This window comes from Brevundimonas sp. M1A4_2e (genome assembly GCF_053345555.1).
In genome coordinates, this window is sequence record NZ_JBKFAI010000005.1 from 122,453 (window position 1) to 144,964 (window position 22,512).

Below are 22,512 nucleotides of genomic sequence, written 5' to 3' on the forward strand. Positions count from 1 at the left end.
TCATGACCAAACCGTAATGTAAAAGTTGCTTTACTCGAAGCGGCTCGCGCCCTTACCTTCGACCCTTGAATTATCGCAGGGGAACCGAATGGTCGCGGCGCTGACGCTGGACGGAATCAGCAAGAGATACGGAGGCTTCCAGGCGGTCTCCGACCTGAGCTTCCAGGTCGAGAAAGGCTCGATCTGCGGCTTCCTGGGGCCCAACGGGGCGGGCAAGACCTCGACCCTGCGGATGATCCTGGGACTGCAGCCCGCCACCAGCGGACGCATCGACATTCTGGGCGCCGACGACGGCCGCAAGGTGCGCCACCGGATCGGCTTCCTGCCCGAGGAGCGCGGCCTCTATAAGAAGATGACGCCGGTGGACGCCATCGCCTTCTTCGGCGGCCTGAAGGGCCTGCCCCTGCCCGAGGGTCGCCGTCGCGGCCGCGAGATGCTGGAGCAGATGGGCCTGGGCGAGGCCAGCAAGAAGAAGATGAAGGAGCTGTCCAAGGGGATGGCCCAGAAGGTCCAGTTGATCGCATCGGTGGTGCATCAGCCCGAGTTCGTGATCCTGGACGAACCTTTCTCCGGGCTAGACCCGATGAACCAGCAGGGGCTGGAAGCCATGATCCGCGCCCTGGCCGCCGATGGGGCGACGGTGCTGTTCTCGACCCACGTGATGCAGCACGCCGAGCGTCTGTGCGACAAGGTCGTGCTGCTGGCGCGCGGGCGTAAGGCGTTTGAGGGCACGGTGGATCAGGCGCGCGCAACCTCGCCGCGCTTTCTGGAGCTGGAAGGGGCGCTGGACCGCAACGCGGTCGTCGCCCTGCCGGGCGTCAGCGGCATCGAGATCCTGACGGAGGACGGCGCTGTCAGCACCCTGCGCGTCGGCCTGGCGCCGGGGGCGGAGGCGCAATCCGCCCTGCGCGCCGCCTTCCTGGGCGGGCTGGACGTGCGGCGCTTCCAGATGAAGGAGCCGACCCTGCACGACGCCTTCATCGCCCTGACCGGCGACCACCCGGACGAGGATCAGTCCGTCGCCAAGACCGACAAGATGGAGGCCGCGCGATGAGCCGCATTCTTCTGATCGCGCGCCGCGAGTTTCTGGCCTATGCCAAGACGGTCGGCTTCTGGCTGTCCCTGCTGGCCTTTCCGCTGTTCGCCGTGCTGGGCGGCGCCATCCCGGTGTTGATGAAACATGCAGAGCCTCAGCGCGAAGCCGTCATCATAGACGAAACCCCGGCCGGGTCGGGTCTGGCCGCCGCCGTGCGCCAGGCCCTGGAGACGGAACGCGGGCGCGCCGATATCGCCGCCCTGCGCCTTGCGGCCGTGCCCGAGGCGGGAACGGCGGGCGGGGACCGCGTGCGCGAGGCCGCTGAGAAGGGCGGTTTCGACGCCGGGCTGGAGGCGTTGAAGAAGGAGGCGCCGCGCGCCGCCGCAGGCTTCAAGACGCCAAAGCGTTCGTTTGAGCTGGTCGAGGCGCCGGCTGACCTGTTGGCCGCTGCGCCGGGCGAGGCGCGCGACGCCCTGGCCCGCCGCTACGTCGATAAGGACGCGCCTGAGGGCGAGCGTTTGAACGCCGTCGTCTTTTTGACTGAAAAGGACGGCCAGCCCGGCGCGCGCGTCTGGACCGGCCGCGCCACCGACGATGTGGTGGAAGACGCCGTGCGCGACGCCCTAAAGTCCGCCAACCGCAGCCGCGTCTTCGTGTCCAGCGGCATCGATCCTTCGGTGGTGGCGCAGACCGAGCGGTTCCGGCCTGAAGTGTCGGTCTTCTCGCCGCGCGCCGCGTCGGGCGGAGAGGTGTCGTTCCGCGACAAGCTGCCGGTCCTCGTCGGCCTGGCGGTGGGCTTCATCCTGTGGTCCCTCGTCATGACCGGCGCCTCGATCCTGCTGAACAGCGTGATGGAGGAGAAGTCGAACAAGATCCTGGAGGTCCTGCTGTCCTCGGCTTCGGCGACCGAGATCCTGACGGGCAAGGTGCTGGGCGTGGCCCTGCTGACCTTGGCCGTGCTGGGCGCCTGGGGCGGCATCGGCGCCATCGGCCTGATGGCGAGCATGCCTGACGTGGCGCGCGACATCGGCTCGGTGCTGCTGACCGACGGCCTGTTCGTCTGGTTCCTGCTGCTGCTGGTCGGCGGCTATCTGATGTATGCGGTGCTTTTCGCCGCCATCGGCGCCTTCTGCGACACGCCGCGAGACGCCCAGACCCTGATGGGGCCGATCATGATGGTGCTGATCGTGCCGATCCTAGTCATGCAAATGGCCATCCGCACGCCGGACGCCATGGTGGTGAAGGTGATCAGCCTGATCCCGCCCTTCACCCCCTTCGTCATGGCCGCCCGCGCGCCCAGCGGGCCGCCTCTGATCGAGATGATCGGCGGCCTGGTCGGCATGTTCCTGTTCGCCGCCTTGATGGTCTGGGCGGCGGGCCGCGCCTTCCGCGCCGGCGCCCTGTCCGACGTGAAGCTGAGCTGGAAGAGCTTCATGGGCGCCGTGACGGGGCGGTGAGGCGAGGCAATGCCTCTCCCTTCCCCCCTTGATGGGGGAAGGGCAGGGGACGCCCTGATTGGAAGCGGGAAGGCGGCGGCGTCTTCCCGCTTTTTCTTTGCCTGTGTCGTCGCCCCTTAGCTCTGTCATCCTCGGACTTGATCCGAGGATCGGGCGAGGCCCCGAACGCGGCGCTGAATCGGAAAGAGCGAGGCAACGAATAACTGAATCCTCGGATCAAGTCCGAAGATGACGGAGAGGGGAGATGGGAGAGAGCGCCGGGGAGACGGCTTGGAACCAGGCAAAGAAAAAGGCCGCCCCGGCGAACCGGGGCGGCCTTTGATCTTTCAGGCGTCAGTCGGTCTTAGCGACCGCGACCCTTGGGGGCCGGCAGCAGGCCTTCGCGCTGGGCGCGCTTGCGAGCCAGCTTGCGGGCGCGACGGACGGCTTCGGCCTTTTGGCGAGCGCGCTTTTCCGACGGCTTTTCGAAGTGCACGTGACGCTTCATTTCACGGAAGCTGCCTTCGCGCTGCATCTTCTTCTTCAGGGCTTTCAGCGCCTGATCGACATTGTTGTCGCGGACAAAAATCTGAACCAGGGGTCTCTCTCCTTTGGCCGCCCGCCGCGTCCTTTCCAAGGGAGACGGGCAGACAAAACAAAACCACGCTCAAGAGGAAGCCCTCTCGAGTGAAGGCGCGCTGATACATGATCGGGGGGGGCGTGTCCAGATCGTCGCGCCTAATCGTGATGGGTCGAAACGCCCGCCGTATGGGCGTATCGTGGCGCCCATGACCGAGACAGCCGAGACCGCTCCGAAAGGCGATTGGGCCGACCGCACCGAACAGGCCGTTCTGGACGCGGCCATAGAACGCGCGCCCGCGCTGGGCTGGAACGCGCGCTTGACGCGCGCCGCGTGCGAGGCGTGCGGCCTGTCGCTAGGCGACCAGGAGCTGCTGCTGCCTAACGGGGCGCGCGATCTGGCGGTCCTGTTGTCGCGCCGCCACGACGCGCGCGCCTTGAAGGCGCTGGAAGCCACGCCCGCATCGACGATGAAGATTCGCGAACGAATCGCCGCCGCCGTCTCGGCGCGGATGGAGGCGGGGGCGCAGGACATCGAAGCGGCCAAGCGTTGCGCGGGCTTCCTCAGCCTGCCGACCAACGTCGACCTTGGCTTCAAGCTGGCGTGGGAGACAGCGGATCATCTCTGGCGCTGGGCGGGCGATACCGCGACGGACCAGAATCACTATTCCAAGCGGGCGATCCTGGGCGGAATCTTGATTCCCGCCCTGACCATGCGCTGGTTCGACGGGCGCGAGGCGGCGGAAGCCTTTGTCGCCCGCCGCATCGAAAACGTCATGGCCTTCGAGAAGTGGAAGGCGGGCAAGGATTTCGACGCGCCCGTGCGCTCGATCACCGAGGCGCTGGGGCGGCTGCGCTACGGCGCCAAGGCGTAACGCCCTCTCCCATCGGGAGAGGGAAGGCTGTGAAAGGGTTCAGAGGATGCGGTTGACGTGCGCCATCTTCCGCCCCGGCCGGGCGTCGTGCTTGCCGTAGAGGTGCAGCCGGGCGTTCGGCTCGGCGGCCAGCGTGCGCCATTGATCGACCTCGTCGCCCAGCAGATTGGTCATCTCGATGCGGGCGTGGGCGTTGCTCGGGCCCAGCGGCCAGCCGACGACCGCGCGGACGTGCTGCTCGAACTGGTCGCAGACGCAGCCGTCCTGGGTCCAGTGGCCGGTGTTGTGGACGCGCGGGGCGACCTCGTTCACCAGCAACTCTCCGCTGCCCATGTCGAACAGTTCGATGCCCATGACGCCGATGTAGTCCAGGCCGTCCAGCACCGCAGCGGCGATGGCTTCGGCGCGTCCTTGCGTGGCCGGGTCGACGGCGGCGGGGGCGGTGGTGGTCTTCAGCACCCCGTTCTGGTGGACATTCTCGCCCAAGGGATAGACGGCGACGGCGCCGTCGCGGCCGCGCGCGGCGATCACGGACAGCTCGCGATTAAAGACGGCGGCGGCCTCCAGCACGGCGGGGCGGCGGCCGATGGCGTCGAAGGCGGCCTCGGCCTCGGCGGCGTCGCGGATCCAGACCTGGCCCTTGCCGTCATAGCCCTCGCGGCGGGTCTTCAGCAGGGCGGGCAGGCCTAGGCGGTCGATGGCGGCGGTCAGGTCGTCCAGCGTCGTCACGGCGGCGAAATCGACAGTCGGGGCGCCGACGGCGTTCAGATAGGTCTTCTCATCCACCCGGTCCTGAGCCACGGCCAGAGCCGTCGGTCCCGGTGCGACCAGGGCGCCGGCCTCGGCCAGGGTCTCGACCGAGGCGGCGGGGACGTTCTCGAACTCGAAGGTGACGACGTCGCACAGACGGCCCAAGGCCTGGAGGGCGTCGGGGTCGTCATAGGGGGCGGTGATCTGGGCGCGCGAGACGCGGGCGGCCGGGCAGTCCGGCTGGGGATCGAGGATCACCACGTCGAAGCCCAGACGTTCGGCGGCCTGCGCCAACATCCGGCCCAACTGACCCCCGCCGAGAATGCCGAGGGTCGAACCGGGAGGCAGGGGAAGATCGGGCATCAGTCTTCGACGCTTTCGGCGACGGATTCGGTCTGGGCGGCGCGGAAGGCGGATAGACGCTCGGCGATAGCGGAATCGGACAGGGCCAGGATCTGCGCCGCCAGAATGCCGGCGTTGGCGGCGCCCGCCTCGCCGATAGCCAGGGTCGCGACGGGCACGCCGCCGGGCATCTGGACGATGGAGAGCAGGGAATCGAGGCCCTTCAGCGCCTTGGACTGGACCGGCACGCCCAGCACCGGCAGGTCGGTCATCGAGGCGGCCATGCCCGGCAGGTGGGCCGCGCCCCCAGCGCCCGCGATCACGACCTTGAAGCCCTTGTCCTTGGCAGTCGTGGCGAAGTCATAGAGGCGCTGGGGCGTGCGATGGGCGCTGACGACCTTGGCCTCCCAGGCGACGCCCAGCTGGTCCAGGCGGTCGGCGGCCAGCTTCATCGTGGGCCAGTCGGAGCGGCTGCCCATGATGATGGCGACAGGAGGCGTCGTGGCCGGCGGCGTGGAGGCGGTCATGCGCAAAGGCTCCCCATGCGGAAAGCGGCCCGTTACAGCACCCGCGTTGCGCCCGCAACCGAGGACGCTAGACTCAGCTGCGTCGCGGGGCCGTGAGTCGGCCGGAAATGCGGCGTCGGAGCCTGCCTTGAACCACCTGGCCGAACAGACGACCGCTGCGGACGCGAAGACGGACTTGCAGGCCGAGATCACGCGTCTGCACGCCGAGATAGCGGCCCTGACCGAGCGGGCTGAACGGGCCGAGGCCTTGGCCGATCACGACGTGCTGACGCCGGCGCTGAACCGGCGCGGCTTCATGACGGTGCTGGCGCGCAATCTGGCCTATTGCCGCCGCCACGGGGTCGAGGCGGCGCTGCTGTATCTCGATCTGGACGGGTTCAAGGGAATCAACGACCGCCTGGGCCATGCTGCGGGCGACGCGGCCCTGATCGCTGTGGCCGAGCTGCTGATGGCGAATGTCCGCGAGTCCGACGCCGTGGGCCGCATGGGCGGGGATGAGTTCACCGTGGTGCTGATGAACGCAGGCGCCGAGGAAGGGCGCGAGAAGGCGCGGCGGCTGAGCGAGGCGCTGAACAGCGAAGGCTTCGTCTGGCAAGGCGAGCGTCTGCCCCTGGGCGGCTCGTTCGGCGTGCGCGCATTCGCCGGACAGGCGGATGCCGACGTCTGGCTGGCCGAGGCGGACGCGGCCATGTGGCTGCGCAAGAAAGCACGGCCGGAAGGGACGCGCTGACGAATTGAAAAGGGCGCCGAGGTCAGCCCCGGCGCCCTTGATTCTTAGCCGTTCAGCAGGCTGTTGCGCCGGCTGTAGAGCAGATAGACCGCCACCCCGATCACATTCCAGATGACGAAGTTGATCTGGGTCGAGGCCGGCAGGCTGAAGAAAAGATAGATGCAGCCGGTGATGGCGATCGGCCCCACCAGCCACCAGACCGGGGCGCGGAAGACGCGCGGGCGGCTCGGCTCGCGGCGACGCAGCACGATCAGGCACAGGCCGACCGAGGCGAAAGCCGCCAGCGTCCCGGCGTTGGCCAGGGCCGCCAGGTCGCCCAGGGGGATGAAGCCCGCGATGATCGCCATCAGGACGGCCGTTCCCGCCGTCACACGGACTGGGCCGCCGGACCGCTTGGACACATGGGCCAGGCTGCGCGGCAACAGGCCGTCGCGCGCCATGACGAAGAAGATGCGGCTCTGGCCGAACATGAAGGCCAGGATGACGGTCGGCAGGGCGACGACCGCCGCGCCCGCGATCAGGGTGGCCCACAGGTCCGAACCGACGGTGCGGATGATGTGCGACAGCGGCTCGGGCGACTTCATGAACTCGGTGAAGGGCATGGCGCCCAGGGCGGCGATGGCCACGGCCATATAGATGGCGACGCACGCGACCATGGAGCCGATGATGCCGATGGTCAGGTCGCGGGCGGGGTTGCGGGTTTCCTCGGCCGCCGTGGCTACGGCGTCGAAGCCGTAGAAGGCGAAGAAGATGATGGCCGCCGCCGCCATCACGCCGGTCTGAGCCCCGACCCCGTGCGAGAAGCCGTAGGGCATGAAGGGTTTGAGGTTGTCGGCGTTGAAGTGGGGCAGGGCGATGGCCACGAAGGCGATCAGGGCGGCGATCTTGACTACCACCAGGGCGGCGTTGATCGAGGCGCTTTCCTTGGTGCCGGCGACCAGTAGACCCGCCACGGCGGCGACGATGACGACGGCCGGCAGGTTGACGATGCCGCCCTGCGACGGCGCCGAGGTCAGCACGGCGGGCAGGCCCATGCCGATGCCCTCCATCATCCCTGAAAAATACCCCGCCCAGCCGACGGCCACCGCCGAACAGACCACGGTGTATTCCAGGATCAGGCTCCAACCCACCATCCAGGCCGCGCCCTCGCCCAGCGTGGTGTAGGAATAGGTGTAGGCTGAGCCCGACTCGGGGATCATCGTCGCCAGTTCGGCATAGGCCAGGGCGGCGCAGACGCAGACGATCCCTGCGATGACGAAGGCGAGCATGACCGCCGGGCCTGCCCGTTCCGCTCCCACGCCGATGAGAGTGTAGATACCGGTGCCGACAATGGCGCCGACGCCCAGGGCGACCAGGTGCGGCCAGGACAGGGTGGGCTTCAGCCCATCGACCTTGCGTGCTGCGCCCCCCAGCGCAGGCAGGGCCTTGCGGCGTGTCAAGAAACTCATGCGTCTTCCCCAGACGTTGCGAATGTTATTCGGTAGAACAGAAAATATTCGGGATACCGTCGATGTGGCGCAGCATTCTTGGCGCGCAGCGCGATCGTCGGCCGAACGTGGCTAAAAAAAACGACCCCAATATGCCGCGTTTTGTCGCCTTCAGGGGATCATAAAATCAGAATTGCCGGATAAACAACGCCTCTTTCGCTTTGTTGGTCAGAAATATTGGGTTTCGAAGAACGTATACGTCTGGCCGCTTCTTCGTGAATTTTATTCCGCAGGGTGGAGAATATCCGAAACTCTTGTCTGCCTTGGGGTGGTAGCGAATTGGCGTCGGGCTGAGGGGCCCGACTTGCGCTGGCACGGGTCTGAAAGACCGTCGATCTTGGGAGGGATTGGAGCTTGCGGACTCGTTTAGAGACTAGGTCTATCTTCAGCGGCGCCGGCGCGGCCTGTGCGGCCGCCCTGATGCTGGCGACGGCGCCGAGCGTGGCTTCGGCCCAAGCTCAGGCTCAAACCCAGGCGGCTCCGGCGCGCGCCAGCCTGAACCCGGCGCCGGCGCGCCGGGCGGGGGAGGGATACGGCCCTTATCCGCTGATGGTGGTCCGCGGGGCCATGCTGATCGACGGCACGGGCGCGCCGCCGATGGGGCCGGTCGACATCGTCATCGAGAACGACAAGATCACCGACATCATTCAGGCCGGCTGGCCGGGCCTGCCGGAACGCGAGGGCCGTCCGCCGCTGAACGCCGCGCACGAGATCGACGCGCGCGGCATGTATGTCATGCCGGGCTTCGTCGACGCCCACGCCCACGGCGGCAGCCCTCAGAAGGCGCCGGACCTGGAGTATGTCTACAAGCTGTGGCTGGCCCACGGCGTGACGACGGTGCGCGGCGTCAGCCTGGCGCCGCATGACATCGCCGTGTCGGAAAAGGCCCGCTCGGCCCGGGGCGAGATCGTCGCGCCGCGCATCTACAACTATCAGACCATCGGCTCGGGCTGGTCGCGCGGCCGCATCCGCAATCCGGAGATGGCGCGTGAATGGGTGCGTTGGGGCGCGGCCAACGGCGTGGACGGGATCAAGTTCTTCCTGCGCGGCGACGAGACGCCCGAGGTGGTCCTGGCCGCGCTCGACGAGGCCAAGAAGGTCGGCATGGGCACCGTGGCCCACATCGCCCAGCCGGGCGTGGCGCAGCTGAACGCCGAACAGCTGGCGGCGGCGGGCCTGGGGACCATCACCCACTTCTACGGCCACTTCGAATCCCTGCTGGGCGGACGGACGATCCAGGACTATCCGACCGACTACAACTTCTACGACGAGCAGAAGCGGTTCGGCGAGGCGGCCGAAATCTGGGACGAGGTCGAGCCCGGCTCGCCGCAGTGGTACGCCTATCTGGAGGCCCAGAAGGAGGCGGGCGTCGTCTTCGATCCGACGATGACCATCTATGCGGCGTCGCGCGACCTGATGAAGGCCCGCAACGCGCCCTGGCACCAGACCTACACCCTGCCGACGCTGGCCGACTACTTCCAGTCGACGCGCGACAACCACGGCAGCTACTTCTTCGACTGGACGACCTCGAACGAGGTGGCGTGGCGCCGCTTCTATGAGCGGTTCATGCGGCTGCTGAACGACTACAAGAAGGTCGGCGGCCGGGTGACGGTGGGGTCGGACTCGGGCTTCATCTGGAAGCTGTACGGCTTTGGCTACGTCGAAGAGCTGGAACTGCTGCAGGAAGCGGGCTTCCATCCGCTGGAGATCGTACGCGCCGCGACGATGGACGGGGCCATGACCCTGGCCGAGCCGACCGGCAAGGCGCCGACCTTCGGCATCGTGCGACCGGGCATGAGCGCGGATCTGGTCATCACGACCGAGAACCCGCTGGCCAACTTCAAGACGCTTTACGGCACCGGGCATGAGCGCCTGAGCCCTGAGAACCGCATCGAGACGGTCGGCGGGGTGCGTTGGACGGTGGCGCGCGGCGTCGCCTACGACGCGCCGGCCCTGTTGGCCGACGTGCGGGCCATGGTCGACCGGCAAAAAGCCGAGCGAGGCGAGGCGCAAGGAGGGCGCTGAACCAACAACGGACGAGCCGGGCGGCGCCTAATGGGGAGGGCGCGCCCGTGCTTCACATCAAAAAAACGAGGGGTGATTCAATGAGACTGTCTGCGTACCTGAAGACCGGCACCATGATCGCCGGTCTGGCCTTCACGGCCGCCGCCGCCCAGCCCGCCTGGGCGCAATCTGAAACTCCGGCGAGCGACCCGGAAGCCAGCGCCGTCGCCGACATTGTGGTGACCGGCTCGCGTATCCGCCGCCCGAACGTCGAAGCCTCGACCCCGGTCAACGTGGTCGACGCCCAGGAAATCGAGAACATCGGCGTCACCAACCTGATCGACGCCATGGCGCGCCAGCCGCAGGTCGGCCTGGGCAGTTCGGCCTCCAGCACCACCAATACGGTGGCCGGCCAGGGCCTGGCGACGCTGAACCTGCGCAACCTCGGAGCCAGCCGGACCCTGGTCCTGGTCAACGGTCGCCGCCATGTGGCGGGGTCCAGCGGCACCAGCGCCGTGGACGTCAACACCATCTCCAAGACCACCATCGCCCGTGTCGACACGGTGACGGGCGGGTCTTCGGCGGTGTACGGCGCGGACGCCGTGGCCGGCGTGGTCAACTTCATCACCAAGCAGGACTTCGACGGCATCGCCGCCCAGGCCCAGTACGGTTCGGCCGAAGGTCCGAACACCTACTACGGCTCGGTCGCCGTGGGTCGGAACTTCAACGACGGCCGCACCAACGTCATGGCCGCCGGCACCTATGACAAGACCGAGGGCCTGTACCGGCACGAGCGCGACTACGCGATGAGCGGCCTGGCCTACATCCCGAACCCGAACAAGAAGAGCCCGAACGACGGCCTGCCGTCCTTCATCATGGCGCGGGACGTCTATACGAACATCACCAACGACAGCTTCACCCCGGTGATCGTCACGCCGATCGGCGGCAATGCGGCCTACAGCCTGACCTTCACGCCGGACGGCAAGCTGGTTCCCTTCGACCGCGGACAGATCGTGGTCGACGGCGCCGGGCGTCCGCAGAAGGTCTCGATCGGCGGCGACGGCTTCAAGTTCCGCGAAGACGCCCTGCGCACCCCGGTCGAGCGTTACGGCGGCGAATTGCAGCTGCGTCACCAGTTCCAGCCGTCGAACGACTACATCACCGAACTGAACCTGTTCGCCGAGGGCAAGTATTTCCACACCGAAGCGACCAGCCAGCGCGAGAACGGCACCTTCGCCGGCGACGTGCCCGGCACGGCGACGGGCAACGCCTACCGCATCCAGGCCGACAACGCCTTCCTGCCCGCTGACCTGAAGGCCATGCTGGCCGCCGCCGGGGTGGCGCGCTTCGACATCACCCGCAACGACCGCGACTTCGGCATCCGCACCTATGAGAGCGTGTACGACACCACCCGCTTCGTGACCGGGTTCGACGGCGCCTTCAGCAATGGCTGGCGGTTCGAAGTTTACGCCAACTACGGCCAGACCAAGTCGGAGTTCACCAACTTCGACCGGCTGCAGAAGGAGTTCTACGAGTCGATCGACGCCATCAATCTGAATGGCCAGATCGTCTGCCGCAGCGCTGACGCCCGCGCCCGCGGCTGTCAGCCTCTAAACCTGTTCGGCGCCGGCGTCGCTTCGCAGGAAGCGATCGACTACTCCTACATCTACACCGTTCGGAACGACCTGACCCGCCAGTGGAACGCGGTGGCCAGCGTCAACGGGGAGCTGTTCTCCTACCCCTCGCTGTTCAGCGGAACGAGCCTGCCGGTCGCCTTCGCGGCGGGCGTGGAGTGGCGCAAGGAATATGCGCGCTCGGTGCCGGACATCACCTCGCAAAAGGGCCTGATCTTCCAGAACGCCCAGCAGATCACCGAGGGACGCTATGAGTCCAAGGAAGTCTTCGGCGAGATCAACCTGCCGCTGCTGGCGGATGTCCCCTTCGTCCAATACCTGGATCTGACGGCGGCCTATCGCTACCAGGACTACACCACCACGGGCGGCGACAGCAGCTACGGCCTGGGCCTGGAGTGGACGGTCAACCGCGACATCCGCTTCCGCGGCAACTACGCCAAGGCAGTGCGTTCGCCGAACATCAACGAACTGTTCGGCGGCGGCAGCGAAGGCTACAGCCTGATCGACGATCCCTGCGACGCGACGCGCCTGAACCTGGGCAACGCCCCGGCTAACCGCAAGGCGAACTGCGCGGCCCTGGGCCTGAGCCCGAACTTCGTGCAGTCAACCGCGACGCGGCCGGTGGTCAGCCAGGGCAATTCCGCCCTGAACCCTGAAGAGGGCGAGACCCTGACCCTGGGCGTGGTGCTGACGCCGTCGATCCTGCCGGGCTTCGCCCTGACGATCGACCACTACGACATCAAGATCAGCGACGTGATCGCCTCGCTGGGCTTCCGCAACATCATCAACAACTGCGTCGACAGTCCGGACCTGAACAACCCGTTCTGCGCCAGCGTGGCGCGCGGCGCGGACGGCAACATCACCCGCGTGCTGAACCAGGTGCTGAACGTGGCCGAGTACACCAACTCGGGCTGGGACGTGACGGCCTCCTACCGCACGGACCTGGCCAAGCTGGGACTGCCGGACTACGGCTCGCTGTCCTTCAGTGCTGCGGCGGGCTTCCTGGAAGACCTGACCTATGATCCGGTCCCGGGCGACCCCAGCGTGCGCGACGAGCAGGCGGGCGAACTGCCCAATCCCAAGCGCCGGATGAACTTCCGCGTCACCTGGGATTACGACCGGGTCTCGCTGTCCTACGCCAACCAGTATCTGAGCAGCATGGTGCGCAGCAATCAGGATCCGGCAGGGGCCTATGAGCCTTACAAGGCGCCGTCCTGGCTGACCCACGACCTGCGGGCGGAATACCGTTTCGACAAGTTCTCGGTCTTCGCAGGGGTGAACAACTTCACCAATGAGGAGCCGCCGCAGACGCCGTTCACCTGGACCGGCACGTCGCTGAACACCGGTTTCAACGCCAGCATCTACAACAACCTGGGCCGTTACGCCTACATCGGCGTCAACGCACGCTTCTGATCCGCAACTAGGGAAAGCCGCCCGGCGACGGGCGGCTTTTCACGCTGGGGGCCTCGAGGGGGCGTCCTCAGGACCAAGGGGAGAAACCGATGAAGACCCTGACCGCATATAGTGCCATCGCCGCCGCGGCGGGCGTTCTGGCGCTCGCCGCCCTGCCGACGACGGCGTCGGCGGCATCGGCCTCGGCGCCCGCCACGGCCACGGCGACGACCGCCAGCGCCCTTGACGCCCAATTCCGCGCTATCGCCGACGAGGAATACGCCTGGCGCCGGAATGAGATTCCGTCTCGCGCCGCCAAACCGACCAATCTGCCGGACGTCAGCGCCGCCACCCAGCAGCGCCGCCTGGCCTATTGGACCGAAATCCAGCGTCGCTTGAACGCCATTTCGCCGGACCAGCTGTCGCCGTCCGAGCGCACCAACTACGCCGTCTACAAGCATCAGATCGACAACTTCGTCGATGACGGCCGCCATCGCCTGTACGAGATGCCCTTTAACTCGGACAGCTCGTTCTGGTCCTCGATCTCGGGCATGGCGAACCAGACCTTCACTTCGGTGGAGGACTATGACCGCTACCTGTCGCAGCTGCGCGACACGCCGCGCTATTTTGACCAGCAGATCGCCAATATGCGCGCCGGACTGGCGCGCGGCTTCACCCAGCCCAAGGCCTCGCTGGTCGGACGGGACGTCTCCATCCTGGCCGTGACAGAGCCGACGGACCCGCAAGCCAACCCGATCTACAAGCCCTTCATCGACATGCCGTCGACGATTTCGGAGGCAGACAAGCAGCGCCTGCGCGCCGAGGCTGTCCAGGTGATCCAGCAGCAGGTCGTGCCCGCGCACCGCACCCTGCTCAGCTTTATCCGTGACGAATATGTGCCGGGCGCGCGCGACACGCTTGGCGCTAACCGTCTGCCGAACGGCGACGACTTCTATCAGACGCAGATCCGCCAATACACCAGCGTCAACCTGACGCCGGACCAGATCCATCAGATCGGCCGCGCCGAGGTGGCTCGAATCCGCGCCGAGATGGAAGCGGTGATGCGCAGCACCGGCTGGACCGGCAGCTTCGCCGAGTTCCTCACCTTTCTGAAGACCGATCGCCAGTTCCAGTACGACAAGCCCGAGCATCTGCTGTGGCATGGCGCCTGGGTGATCAAGAAGGTCGACGGCAAGATGGGGCAGTATTTCAACCTGAAGCCGCGCGACACCTTCAGCCTGATCCCGGTCCCTCCGGCCATCGCGCCCTTCTATACGGCGGGCCGCGGCGGCAATGGCGCGTGCTTGCTGAACACCTATGACCTGCCCTCGCGGCCGCGCTACAATATCCCGGCCCTGACAGTCCATGAGTGCAACCCTGGCCACGCCTGGCACGGCGTCCTGCGCCGCGAGCACGCCGAACTGCCGGAATGGCGTTCGCAGGCGGGGATCTCCGCCTTCGGGGAGGGCTGGGCGCTCTACACGGAAAAACTGGCCGTCGAGATGGGCATCTATGAAGACGCCTATGAGGATTTCGGACGCCTGAACTACGAGATGTGGCGCGCGGCGCGCCTGGTGATCGACACCGGCCTGCATTCCAAGGGCTGGACCCGCGACCAGGCCATCGCCTTCCTGAGCGGCAACACGGCCCTGTCGGACCATGAGGTCGGCACCGAAATCGACCGTTACATCACCTGGCCCGGGCAGGCCCTGGCCTACAAGCTGGGCGAGATTGAAATCGTTCGCCTGCGTCGCAACGCCGAGGCCGAGCTGGGCGCCGATTTCGACATCAGGGCCTTCCACGATCATCTGCTGGCGCTGGGCGTCGCCACCATTCCGGCCATGACCGCCGAAATGGAGGCATTCATCGCCCAGAGCAAACAGGCGGCCGGGGCTCGCCGCGCCGAGTAGACGGCCGTTTTTCTGACGGGCGATCGTTCTGGCCGACGATTTTCTCCCAGGTCGTTGGTCTCCACCGCCTGCTGATCCATTGCGGATCAGCAGGCGGTTTGACAAAGTCGGAGTAGGGTAGATGCGTAAGGGGGAGCCGCGCATGAACACAGCGGATTACAAGTTGGATGACGCGGATCGCCGAATCCTGAGGGTGTTGCAGCAGGATGGCCGCATCACCAATCAGGACCTGGCGTCCGCCTGCAACATGTCGGCGTCGTCGTGCTTTGAACGGGTGCGCCGCCTGCGAGAGCGGGGCGTGATCGTCGGCTATACGGCGCTGATCGATCCGAAGTTCGCCGAGCGGGAACTGCTGATCTTCATCGAGGTGCTGCTGGACCGCACCACCTCGGACATTTTCGATCAGTTCGCAGACCGCATCCGGCGCTCGCCCGAGGTGCTGGAGTGCCACATGGTCGCCGGCGGCTTCGATTATCTGGTCAAGGTGCGGATGAAGGACATGGCGGCCTATCGCGTCTTCCTGGCCGACACCCTGATCACCATGCCAGGCGTGCGCGAAACGCGGACCTACGCCGTCATGGAAGAGGTCAAGGACACTTCGGTCCTGCCGCTCTAGGCGATGATGTCGGGCAGGATCTGATCCTGCAGCTTCACGATGTCGTCCCGCAGGGCCAGCTTCTTGCGCTTGAGCCGGGCGATCATCAGCTGATCGGGCGCAGGCATATGGCCCAGCGCCTCGATCGAAGCGTCCAGGTCGGCGTGCTCCTGCAGCAGGCGGGCCAGCTCGGCGCGCAGCGCCTCGTCTTCTTCGGACAGGTAAGGTTCGTCGTCGTTCATCATCGGGCCCCGGACCAGGTGGTTATAGCTGAGCCGGGGTCAGCTCGGAAGCAGGTCGGCCAGGGTTCTCAACCCTGGTCGCGGCACCACGCGGTCCCACAGGCGCGCCGCGTCGGCCATGGCGTCCACGGCCGGACGCGCAGGGCCGGAAGGGGCGGGGGACAAGCCCTGCAGGCCTTCCAGCAGATGGCGCTCGGCGGCCAGTTCGGCAGCCTTAACCTGTGCGCGTACCGCCAGACGAGCGTCGGTTTCAAGGTCCGGCACCGGTCCTTTCAAGGTGCGTCGCACCGCGCGCAGAGGCGCAATAGTGGTCGTGTGCCAGGCGCGCGCCGTGTCACAGGCGGCCTCGATCGTCTCCTCGTCCGGGCGGCGGCCGGTGACGGCCGTCCACGCCGCCCACAGCAGCAGGGGCACGTTCTGCTCGTGATAGTCCTGCAGCGACAGGCAAGCCTCGCTCACGCCCGGCGCGGCATAGGCGGCGCAGGCCCAGGTCCACAGGTCGTCGCTCATGCCCCGGCCCCGCCCTTCAGCCCTTCCCAGCGCCGCACCGGCGCCCAGTCCAGGCCGAAGACGTCCAGCGCCCGGCCGACCGACTGGTCGACCATCTGCTCCAGGCTTTCGGGCCGGGCGTAGAAGGCGGGCAGGGGCGGGGCGATGACGGCGCCCATCTCGGCCAGCGCCGTCATGGTGCGCAGGTGGCCCAGGTGCAGCGGCGTCTCGCGCACCATCAGCACCAGAGGGCGGCGCTCTTTCAGCACGACATCGGCGGCGCGGGTTAAAAGGGTGGAGGTCACGCCCGTGGCGATCTCGCTCATCGTCCGCACCGAGCAGGGCGCGACGATCATGCCCAGGGTTCGGAAGGACCCGGAGGAGATGGTCGCGCCCACGTCGTTCAGCCGATGGACCACATCGGCCTTGCCGGTCAGCTCGTCTGGAGTGAGATCGGTCTCCTGCGACAAAGTGAGCAGGGCGGCGCGGGTGACGACCAGATGGCTCTCGACGCCCAGTTCGCGCAGGGCGTCCAGCACGCGCGCGCCATAGACGACGCCGGAAGCGCCAGAGATTCCAACGACTAGCCGAGAGGGCGCCGCCGCCCCAACGGCCGAGTTCACAACATCGGCCAAATTCGCCTCCAACCTGTCCGTGTCCGGAGCGGCGAGGGTCACCGCAATGTGATTCCACACCCCGCCAAACCGGGCGCTCAGTGTAGTGGTCCCTTACACATGGAGGCGCAAGCCATGACCATCGAGGCTCGTATTCGCGAACTGGGTAATCGGCATCGGTCGCTGGATGAGACCATCCAGCAGGAGATGCGCCGCCCCTCCGCGGACCCGATACACCTCAGGGAGATGAAGCAGCGAAAGCTGCGACTTAAGGAAGAGATCAACAGCCTGGAAGCCCGCGCCTGCTGACGCCGCTTCCCATCTGAAAATGACGACGGCCCCGGAAGATCGCTCTTCCGGGGCCGTTTTGTATCGTTCGGCGGATCGAAGGGATCAGTCGCGCGAGCCGAACACCGATTCGGCGGTAGGCTCGGCGCCCATGCCGTATTCTTCTTCGGCGTCTTCGACGGCGGCTTCCGGTTCGGGCTCGGCCTCGATGGGTTGCAGGACGCCGTTCTTGGCGTCGTCCTTGGCCTTCTTGTCAGCGGCCTTGCGGACCACTTCGTCCAGTTGCAGCTGGCCGGTCAGGCCCAGGGTCACCGGGTCGACCGGCTTGATATTGGCCGAGTTCCAGTGGGTGCGGTTGCGCACGCTCTCGATCGTGGCCTTGGTCGTGCCCAGCAGCTTGGCGATCTGGGCGTCGGTCACTTCGGGGTGGTTGCGGACGAACCACATGATGGCGTCCGGGCGATCCTGACGACGCGAGACCGGCGTGTATTTCGGACCCGACTTGGCCGGCTTCAGCAGTTCGGCGTGGCGGCTGACCACGGCCTTCATGCGGTAGTTTTCGTCGTTCTGGGCCTTGTCCAGCTCTTCGCGGGTCAGCTGGCCGTTGACGATGGGATCGGCGCCGCGAATGTCGCGCGCCACGTCGCCGTCGGCGATGCCGCGCACCTCAAGCGGGTGCAGGCCGCAGAAGTCGGCGATCTGCTCGAACGAGAGCGAGGTGTTGTCCACCAGCCAGACCGCGGTGGCCTTAGGCATCAGGATGTCGGTCATGGGCATGGATCCCGGCGGTTGCGGCCCGAAAAACGGGCGTTTGAATCGACGGCGCCCGACCTTTTCGGCCGGGCGCGATAGCCCACATATAGGGGATTTCGCGGCAAATGAAAACGTCGTCTGTCGTCGCCATACAGCAAAGGTTCATCTGTGATGATGAACATTCGGACCCAGGGCGCGTTATGCGCCGGAAGAGAACCTCTAAGGAGACCGTGTCATGAAGAAGTTCGTGGTTGCAGCGGCAGGTTTAGTCATGGCGGCGGGCGGCTTCTCCGTCGTCAACGTCGGGACGGCTGAAGCGCAGGTTCAGGCCCGTGGCGCGCCGCGCGGCTCCTATGCGCAGAGCTGCACCGGCTCCTATGTGAATCAGGGCCGGCTGTACGCGGACTGTCGCGACCGCAACGGCAATGTGCGCGAGACCTCGATCGAGTTGGCGCGGTGCTCCAGCAGCGACATCGGCAACGATAACGGCCTGCTGGTTTGCTACAACCATCGCGGCGACTATGAAGACAACCGCCCCGGCCGTCCCAATCGGCCGAACCGTCCCGGCGGCGGCTGGGATGACAATCGCCCCGGTCAGGGCGGCGGCTGGAACCAATCCTCGATCACCGTCTATCGCGACGCCAATTATCGCGGCCAGTCGATGAGCTTCCGCGACGAAGTTCCGAACCTGCGCAACCTGGGCATGAACGACGCGATCAGCTCGATCCGCCTGTCGCGTGGAAGCTGGGAAGTCTGTGAAGACGCCAATTATCGCGGGCGCTGCGAGGTCGTGCGCGGCGATCTCCGCGACCTGCGCAATACGGGCCTGAACGACAAGATCTCGTCCCTGCGTCCGGCCCGCAGCGGCGGCCGCTGGTAAGCCGTGGCGACGGTTTGACGATTAGGGCGGGAGGCTTCGGCTTCCCGCCCTTTTCGTTGATCAGGGCAGCAGCACGACCTTGCCGACGTGGGCGCCCGCTTCCAGGTGAGCGTGGGCGGCGGCGGCCTCGGCCAGGGGGAAGGTCGCCTCGACCTGCGCCTTGACGGCGCCGGATGCGACCCACGGCCAGACAGTCGCCTCGACGGCGGCGGCCAGTCGGGCCTTTTCATCGGCGGGGCGGCTGCGCAGGGTCGAGCCGGTCAGTACGATCCGCTTCAGCATGATCCGCATCAGATCGACCTCGGCCTTGGCGCCGGTGAGGGCGGCGATCACCACCCAGCGCCCGCCGGGCTTCAGGGCGTTCAGGTTCAGCTCGGCATAGGCGGCCCCGACCATGTCCAGCACCACGTCAGCGCCGCCCGCGTCCTGAATGGCGGCCGCCAGATCCTGCGCCGTCGCGTCCAGACTGACGTCGGCGCCCAGGGCGCGGGCGGCCTCGGCCTTGGCCGCGCCCCGCGAGGTGGCGATGACGCGGCCGCCGGCCGCCTTGGCCATCTGGATGGCCATGACGCCGATGCCGCTGGTCGCGCCGTGGAGCAGCAGGGTCTCGCCCGCCTTCAGCCCGCCGCCCTCGAAGATGTTGGCGAAGACGGTGAAGGCGGTCTCGGGCAGGGCGGCGGCCTGCACGAAGTCGAGGCCGTCGGGAATCGGAAGGGCGTGGCGGGCGTCGACCACGGCGTATTGCGCATATCCGCCGCCGCCCAGCAGGGCGCAGACCCGGTCGCCGATCGCCCAGCGGGTCACGCCTTCGCCGACGGCCTCGACTTCGCCCGCAACCTCCAGTCCCAGAATGTCCGAAGCGCCTGGCGGAGGCGGATAGCGGCCCTCGCGCTGGACGATGTCCGGGCGGTTGACCCCCGCCGCCCGCACACGGATGCGGATCTCGCCGGGCGCCGGAACGGGCAGGGGGCGCGTCGTCAGGCGCAGGGCGTCGGCCGGGCCGCGTCCGTTCTCGATCTCTATGGCCTGCATGGCGGAGGCTCCCTTGCTTGCATTCCTGTTCAATGCGGCGTTCACATAGGGGTTGGCGCCCGCAATGGCCAAGGAGGCGAGGTTGAGTTTCGAAGATCTGGAGCCCCGCCGACAGCGCGGCGAGGCTATCGCCGCCCTGTCCCGCGAAGACCTGGACCTCTACGCCGTGGACGAACTGCAGGAGCGGATCGCCGCCCTTGAGGCCGAGATCGCGCGCTCCAGGGCCGCCATCGACGGCAAGTCGTCGCAACGCAGCGCCGCCGATGCGCTGTTCAACTTCCGCTGAACGACAGCGGTTGGGGATGGTTTCGACGGCGCTCTCCCGAAGAGGCGACTTCCGTGGCATGACGATTGCAGCCAGCGGATGGATGAAATTCTTGGATGGACGCCTGTGACCGCCATTGAAGCCAATCTGAGCCGGGCAGGCCTGTCGGGCGCCGAGGTGCTGGATTTCGCGCGCTCCGAACTGTTTGAGCGCACCTTCCGCGAAGGCATGGAACTGGTCGAGGAGACCGCCGCCTATCTGGACGGGGACGGGCGTCAGGATTCGCGCCTGCTGTCGCGCGCGGCGGCCCTGTCCTATGCGGGCGAGAGCATGAAGCTGACCACGCGGCTGATGCAGATCGCCTCATGGCTGCTGGTCCAGCGCGCCGTGCGCGAACAGGATATGAGCGCCGAGGCGGCCGGCGATCCCCGCTACCGGCTGGCGGATCGCCGCATCGAGACGGAACCGCGCCGCGGCGACCTGCCGATCGCCCTGATCGAATACGCCGTGCGGGCCGAGAAGCTCTATGACCGCGTGCTGCACCTGGATCGACAGATGTATGTCGAGCCGGCGACGACCTCCGCCAATCCGGTGCAGAGCCAGATGGATATGCTGCGCGCCGCCTTTGGATAAGGCGGCGGCGCCTTAAGGCGTGACTTCGTCCGGGTCGATCGGGGCGTCGGCCACGACTTGCGGCAGGTTCACAGAGATGCCCAGGGCGTCGGCCAGCTTGGCGTCGCGCTTGTAGACATCCTCGCGGAAGGCGACGCGGCCCTGGCCGTCGACGAAGGCGGTCCAGTAGAGCAGGCGCACGCCGATGTTCCGGCCGGTGGTCACCCGTTTGGTCTCGCCGCTGGCCTGGGCCGCATCGAACAGGGCCAGACGCTCGGGATCGGGCGACAGCAGCAGGCGGGCGAAGCCGATGGCGTCCTGCACCCGCACGCAGCCGTGGCTGCGCTGGCGCACCGACAGGTTGAAGGCGCCTCGCGCTGGGGTGTCGTGCAGGAAGATGGCGTAGCTGTCCTGCAGCTCGAACTTCACATTGCCCAGCGACGACTTCGGACCGGCGCGCTGCACCACCCAGCCGTCGGCGTTCACGTACATGTCGTTGGCGGCGAGGTAGCCCGGCCCCTTGGGCAGGATTTCGCGCCGGGCGATGCCCATCGGCACCGTCCACGGCGGGTTGGCCACGACCGAGGCGAAGGGCTTTTCAAGGCTGGGGGTCTGATTGGCCGCCGTGCCGACGACGACGCGGTTGGAGTGAACGGGCTTGCCGTCCTTCCAGTAGACCATGATGGCGGCGGCGGTGTTGACCTCGATCCGCTCAGGATTCAGGTCGCGCTTCAGCCAGCGGCGGCGCTCCAGGTTCAAGGCGATCTGGCGGGCGCGATCCTCGGCCGTCGCGGTCAGCGAGCGTTGGGTGGCGCCGCCGATGCGGCCGTCGGCGCCCAGACCGTGGCGGGTCTGGAAACTGCGCACCGCCTGTTGCAACTCAGGGCCGTAGGCCAGATTGCCTTTCAGGCGTTCAGCGTTGGCGGCGCTCAGGTCGCCCTCAGCCGCCAGTCGGGCGACCAGGGCGGGGATGCGCGGGTCGCTGGTCCCCGGCTCGATCGTGCCGCCCATACGGAAGGCGGGCCAGCCGCCCTGGCGGGCGATGCGGCGATAGCGGGCGTAGCCGGCCGACAGATTGGTGTAGCCCAAATCCGTCGGCGGCAGGGCGTCGAACCACTGGCTCAGCTTGTTGGCGGCGACGGCGTCGACCAGGCCGCGCGGCAGGTCGACGCTGTTCTTCTGCATCTCCCACAGCTCTTCGACCGTCTCGGGGCGGACCCGACCCTCGGCCAGGACGCGGGCGTAGGCCAGGGCGGCGGCGGTGGTGCGGATTTCGGCGGTCTCGCGGTCGGCGGCCAGGCCGACAAAGTCGAAGAAGTCGCCGGCCGGCAGGCCGTGGCGCTCGGCCCCGGCGGCGACTTCCTGCAGCACGCGCAGGCGGTCGGCGGTCCAGATCGGCTTGCCCTGGGTCAGCTCGTAGACAGCGCGGACGTCGGCCTGCTGGGCGGCGGGCAGGCGTCCGGCCTGGGCGTCGAAACCGGCGATGAAAACCTGCGGGTCGGTCGTGCGCGTCTGGGCCAGCGCGCCGCTTGCGGCCGCCAGCGTCAGGCTTGTCGTAGCGACGCCAAGGCCCAGTTCCCGTCGATTCATCGTCTGCAACTCTTGTGGTCCGATATCGGCCCGGACCCAACGCCCACGCCCCGAGGGATCGAACGCGCCCATGTTAACGGCGTTCCAGGCAACAAAAAAGCGCCGGCCCGAGGACCGACGCTTTTGTGGCGAACTTGTCGCAGCAAGCGTGGCTTACTTCTTGATGAAGCCGCCGAACTTGTTGTTGAAGCGCGAGACGCGGCCGCCGCGGTCCATCAGGTGCTGGTTGCCGCCGGTCCAGGCCGGGTGAGACGTCGGGTCGATGTCCAGGTTCAGCGTGGCGCCTTCTTTCCCGTAGGTCGAACGGGTCTGGTAGGAGGTGCCGTCGGTCATCACAACAGTGATGAAGTGGTAGTCGGGGTGCGTGTCCGCTTTCATCGATCTTGTCCGTCTCTGCGCGACGACGATGCCGACCGTCACTGCGCGTAATTAGAGAATCCCGCCACGGAG

Annotated in this window: 23 protein-coding genes; 12 read left to right on the plus strand and 11 right to left on the minus strand. The window is 67.1% G+C overall.

Annotated elements, in window-relative coordinates; translation table 11 throughout:
- The first annotated feature begins 88 nt into the window (after positions 1 to 88).
- Both ACLBV5_RS12105 and ACLBV5_RS12110 read left to right on the plus strand, forming a co-directional pair.
- On the plus strand, positions 89 to 1,054 hold the full coding sequence (locus ACLBV5_RS12105; protein ID WP_447605831.1) for an ABC transporter ATP-binding protein: 966 nt from the start codon (positions 89 to 91) through the stop codon (positions 1,052 to 1,054).
- A complete protein-coding gene (locus tag ACLBV5_RS12110; RefSeq protein ID WP_025978175.1) occupies positions 1,051 to 2,493 on the plus strand; it encodes an ABC transporter permease in 1,443 nt (480 codons plus the stop codon). Before ACLBV5_RS12105 ends, ACLBV5_RS12110 begins: the two co-directional genes overlap by 4 nt.
- 343 nt (positions 2,494 to 2,836) lie before the next feature.
- On the opposite strand, the gene rpsU is transcribed toward ACLBV5_RS12110, so the two are convergent.
- Positions 2,837 to 3,070, minus strand: coding sequence for a 30S ribosomal protein S21 (gene rpsU, locus ACLBV5_RS12115; protein WP_087139870.1), 234 nt, complete (start codon positions 3,068 to 3,070; stop codon positions 2,837 to 2,839).
- A 190-nt stretch (positions 3,071 to 3,260) separates the two neighbouring features.
- On the opposite strand from rpsU, the gene ACLBV5_RS12120 reads away from it, so the two are divergent.
- Entirely contained in the window at positions 3,261 to 3,926 is a 666-nt protein-coding gene (locus ACLBV5_RS12120; RefSeq protein ID WP_253119425.1) for a COQ9 family protein, read from the plus strand.
- 39 nt (positions 3,927 to 3,965) lie between these two features.
- Here the strand turns inward: ACLBV5_RS12120 and ACLBV5_RS12125 are convergent, their stop codons facing one another.
- Positions 3,966 to 5,039: a 5-(carboxyamino)imidazole ribonucleotide synthase gene (locus tag ACLBV5_RS12125; protein ID WP_303705895.1), complete on the minus strand. Its 1,074-nt coding sequence runs from the start codon at positions 5,037 to 5,039 to the stop codon at positions 3,966 to 3,968.
- Positions 5,039 to 5,545 (minus strand): 5-(carboxyamino)imidazole ribonucleotide mutase, encoded by a 507-nt coding sequence (gene purE / locus ACLBV5_RS12130; RefSeq protein ID WP_313632053.1) that lies wholly within the window; start codon positions 5,543 to 5,545, stop codon positions 5,039 to 5,041. The genes ACLBV5_RS12125 and purE overlap by 1 nt, the downstream gene beginning before the upstream one ends.
- Positions 5,546 to 5,672: 127 nt before the next feature.
- Between purE and ACLBV5_RS12135 the strand changes: the two genes are divergently transcribed.
- Positions 5,673 to 6,275 (plus strand): GGDEF domain-containing protein, encoded by a 603-nt coding sequence (locus ACLBV5_RS12135; RefSeq protein ID WP_312445655.1) that lies wholly within the window; start codon positions 5,673 to 5,675, stop codon positions 6,273 to 6,275.
- Positions 6,276 to 6,319: 44 nt separating this feature from the next.
- Here the strand turns inward: ACLBV5_RS12135 and ACLBV5_RS12140 are convergent, their stop codons facing one another.
- Positions 6,320 to 7,723 (minus strand): amino acid permease, encoded by a 1,404-nt coding sequence (locus ACLBV5_RS12140; protein ID WP_447605832.1) that lies wholly within the window; start codon positions 7,721 to 7,723, stop codon positions 6,320 to 6,322.
- Positions 7,724 to 8,116: 393 nt separating this feature from the next.
- Here ACLBV5_RS12140 and ACLBV5_RS12145 point away from each other — a divergent pair, with 393 nt between their 5' ends.
- The 4 genes from ACLBV5_RS12145 (at position 8,117) to ACLBV5_RS12160 (ending at position 15,318) form a co-directional block, all read left to right on the plus strand.
- Positions 8,117 to 9,787: an amidohydrolase family protein gene (locus ACLBV5_RS12145; protein ID WP_447605833.1), complete on the plus strand. Its 1,671-nt coding sequence runs from the start codon at positions 8,117 to 8,119 to the stop codon at positions 9,785 to 9,787.
- 80 nt (positions 9,788 to 9,867) lie between these two features.
- Positions 9,868 to 12,813, plus strand: a complete 2,946-nt coding sequence (locus tag ACLBV5_RS12150; protein WP_447605834.1) for a TonB-dependent receptor domain-containing protein — start codon at positions 9,868 to 9,870, stop codon at positions 12,811 to 12,813.
- Between the two features lie 89 nt (positions 12,814 to 12,902).
- Positions 12,903 to 14,702, plus strand: a complete 1,800-nt coding sequence (locus ACLBV5_RS12155) for a DUF885 domain-containing protein (protein ID WP_447605835.1) — start codon at positions 12,903 to 12,905, stop codon at positions 14,700 to 14,702.
- Between the two features lie 142 nt (positions 14,703 to 14,844).
- Positions 14,845 to 15,318, plus strand: a complete 474-nt coding sequence (locus ACLBV5_RS12160; RefSeq protein ID WP_024353296.1) for an Lrp/AsnC ligand binding domain-containing protein — start codon at positions 14,845 to 14,847, stop codon at positions 15,316 to 15,318.
- Here the strand turns inward: ACLBV5_RS12160 and ACLBV5_RS12165 are convergent.
- From ACLBV5_RS12165 to ACLBV5_RS12175, 3 genes are read right to left on the minus strand one after another with little or no spacing between them, the layout of a single operon-like run.
- On the minus strand, positions 15,315 to 15,539 hold the full coding sequence (locus ACLBV5_RS12165) for a YdcH family protein (protein ID WP_025978184.1): 225 nt from the start codon (positions 15,537 to 15,539) through the stop codon (positions 15,315 to 15,317). The two genes, ACLBV5_RS12160 and ACLBV5_RS12165, sit on opposite strands and share 4 nt — an antisense overlap.
- Before the next feature lie 39 nt (positions 15,540 to 15,578).
- Positions 15,579 to 16,049: a TIGR02444 family protein gene (locus tag ACLBV5_RS12170; RefSeq protein ID WP_303683964.1), complete on the minus strand. Its 471-nt coding sequence runs from the start codon at positions 16,047 to 16,049 to the stop codon at positions 15,579 to 15,581.
- Positions 16,046 to 16,651, minus strand: a complete 606-nt coding sequence (locus ACLBV5_RS12175; RefSeq protein ID WP_025978186.1) for a UbiX family flavin prenyltransferase — start codon at positions 16,649 to 16,651, stop codon at positions 16,046 to 16,048. The genes ACLBV5_RS12170 and ACLBV5_RS12175 overlap by 4 nt, the downstream gene beginning before the upstream one ends.
- A 126-nt stretch (positions 16,652 to 16,777) precedes the next feature.
- Between ACLBV5_RS12175 and ACLBV5_RS12180 the strand changes: the two genes are divergently transcribed.
- Positions 16,778 to 16,951 carry a YdcH family protein gene (locus ACLBV5_RS12180; RefSeq protein WP_003168889.1) on the plus strand — a complete coding sequence of 58 codons (174 nt, stop codon included), beginning with the start codon at positions 16,778 to 16,780 and terminating at the stop codon, positions 16,949 to 16,951.
- A gap of 84 nt (positions 16,952 to 17,035) precedes the next feature.
- Here ACLBV5_RS12180 and ACLBV5_RS12185 read toward each other — a convergent pair whose 3' ends face one another.
- On the minus strand, positions 17,036 to 17,701 hold the full coding sequence (locus ACLBV5_RS12185; protein WP_025978187.1) for a DUF1013 domain-containing protein: 666 nt from the start codon (positions 17,699 to 17,701) through the stop codon (positions 17,036 to 17,038).
- A gap of 217 nt (positions 17,702 to 17,918) precedes the next feature.
- On the opposite strand from ACLBV5_RS12185, the gene ACLBV5_RS12190 reads away from it, so the two are divergent.
- The gene (locus tag ACLBV5_RS12190; RefSeq protein WP_029972663.1) at positions 17,919 to 18,563 is read left to right on the plus strand and encodes a beta/gamma crystallin-related protein; all 645 of its coding nucleotides are present in this window, start codon (positions 17,919 to 17,921) and stop codon (positions 18,561 to 18,563) included.
- Between the two features lie 60 nt (positions 18,564 to 18,623).
- Here ACLBV5_RS12190 and ACLBV5_RS12195 read toward each other — a convergent pair whose 3' ends face one another.
- The gene (locus ACLBV5_RS12195; protein WP_447605836.1) at positions 18,624 to 19,595 is read right to left on the minus strand and encodes an NAD(P)H-quinone oxidoreductase; all 972 of its coding nucleotides are present in this window, start codon (positions 19,593 to 19,595) and stop codon (positions 18,624 to 18,626) included.
- A gap of 82 nt (positions 19,596 to 19,677) precedes the next feature.
- Between ACLBV5_RS12195 and ACLBV5_RS12200 the strand changes: the two genes are divergently transcribed.
- Together ACLBV5_RS12200 and rcdA are read left to right on the plus strand one after the other, a co-directional pair.
- Positions 19,678 to 19,881: a DUF1192 domain-containing protein gene (locus ACLBV5_RS12200; RefSeq protein ID WP_447605837.1), complete on the plus strand. Its 204-nt coding sequence runs from the start codon at positions 19,678 to 19,680 to the stop codon at positions 19,879 to 19,881.
- A 78-nt stretch (positions 19,882 to 19,959) separates the two neighbouring features.
- Positions 19,960 to 20,493 (plus strand): protease adaptor protein RcdA, encoded by a 534-nt coding sequence (rcdA, locus tag ACLBV5_RS12205; protein WP_051582127.1) that lies wholly within the window; start codon positions 19,960 to 19,962, stop codon positions 20,491 to 20,493.
- A gap of 12 nt (positions 20,494 to 20,505) precedes the next feature.
- Here the strand turns inward: rcdA and ACLBV5_RS12210 are convergent, their stop codons facing one another.
- Positions 20,506 to 22,062, minus strand: coding sequence for a L,D-transpeptidase family protein (locus ACLBV5_RS12210; protein ID WP_025978192.1), 1,557 nt, complete (start codon positions 22,060 to 22,062; stop codon positions 20,506 to 20,508).
- A 153-nt stretch (positions 22,063 to 22,215) separates the two neighbouring features.
- Positions 22,216 to 22,440 carry a 50S ribosomal protein L31 gene (rpmE, locus tag ACLBV5_RS12215; protein WP_025978193.1) on the minus strand — a complete coding sequence of 75 codons (225 nt, stop codon included), beginning with the start codon at positions 22,438 to 22,440 and terminating at the stop codon, positions 22,216 to 22,218.
- Positions 22,441 to 22,512: the final 72 nt, after the last annotated feature.

Excerpts from the sequence above, each read along its gene's own strand:
- ACLBV5_RS12105 (WP_447605831.1), top strand. The coding sequence starts at position 89 with ATGGTCGCGGCGCTGACGCTGGACGGAATCAGCAAGAGATACGGAGGC.
- ACLBV5_RS12110 (WP_025978175.1), top strand. The coding sequence starts at position 1,051 with ATGAGCCGCATTCTTCTGATCGCGCGCCGCGAGTTTCTGGCCTATGCC.
- ACLBV5_RS12120 (WP_253119425.1), top strand. The coding sequence starts at position 3,261 with ATGACCGAGACAGCCGAGACCGCTCCGAAAGGCGATTGGGCCGACCGC.
- ACLBV5_RS12125 (WP_303705895.1), bottom strand. The coding sequence starts at position 5,039 with ATGCCCGATCTTCCCCTGCCTCCCGGTTCGACCCTCGGCATTCTCGGC.
- purE (WP_313632053.1), bottom strand. The coding sequence starts at position 5,545 with ATGACCGCCTCCACGCCGCCGGCCACGACGCCTCCTGTCGCCATCATC.
- ACLBV5_RS12140 (WP_447605832.1), bottom strand. The coding sequence starts at position 7,723 with ATGAGTTTCTTGACACGCCGCAAGGCCCTGCCTGCGCTGGGGGGCGCA.
- ACLBV5_RS12150 (WP_447605834.1), top strand. The coding sequence starts at position 9,868 with ATGAGACTGTCTGCGTACCTGAAGACCGGCACCATGATCGCCGGTCTG.
- ACLBV5_RS12155 (WP_447605835.1), top strand. The coding sequence starts at position 12,903 with ATGAAGACCCTGACCGCATATAGTGCCATCGCCGCCGCGGCGGGCGTT.
- ACLBV5_RS12160 (WP_024353296.1), top strand. The coding sequence starts at position 14,845 with ATGAACACAGCGGATTACAAGTTGGATGACGCGGATCGCCGAATCCTG.
- ACLBV5_RS12165 (WP_025978184.1), bottom strand. The coding sequence starts at position 15,539 with ATGAACGACGACGAACCTTACCTGTCCGAAGAAGACGAGGCGCTGCGC.
- ACLBV5_RS12170 (WP_303683964.1), bottom strand. The coding sequence starts at position 16,049 with ATGAGCGACGACCTGTGGACCTGGGCCTGCGCCGCCTATGCCGCGCCG.
- ACLBV5_RS12180 (WP_003168889.1), top strand. The coding sequence starts at position 16,778 with ATGACCATCGAGGCTCGTATTCGCGAACTGGGTAATCGGCATCGGTCG.
- ACLBV5_RS12185 (WP_025978187.1), bottom strand. The coding sequence starts at position 17,701 with ATGACCGACATCCTGATGCCTAAGGCCACCGCGGTCTGGCTGGTGGAC.
- ACLBV5_RS12190 (WP_029972663.1), top strand. The coding sequence starts at position 17,919 with ATGAAGAAGTTCGTGGTTGCAGCGGCAGGTTTAGTCATGGCGGCGGGC.
- ACLBV5_RS12195 (WP_447605836.1), bottom strand. The coding sequence starts at position 19,595 with ATGCAGGCCATAGAGATCGAGAACGGACGCGGCCCGGCCGACGCCCTG.
- rcdA (WP_051582127.1), top strand. The coding sequence starts at position 19,960 with ATGGATGAAATTCTTGGATGGACGCCTGTGACCGCCATTGAAGCCAAT.
- ACLBV5_RS12210 (WP_025978192.1), bottom strand. The coding sequence starts at position 22,062 with ATGAATCGACGGGAACTGGGCCTTGGCGTCGCTACGACAAGCCTGACG.
- rpmE (WP_025978193.1), bottom strand. The coding sequence starts at position 22,440 with ATGAAAGCGGACACGCACCCCGACTACCACTTCATCACTGTTGTGATG.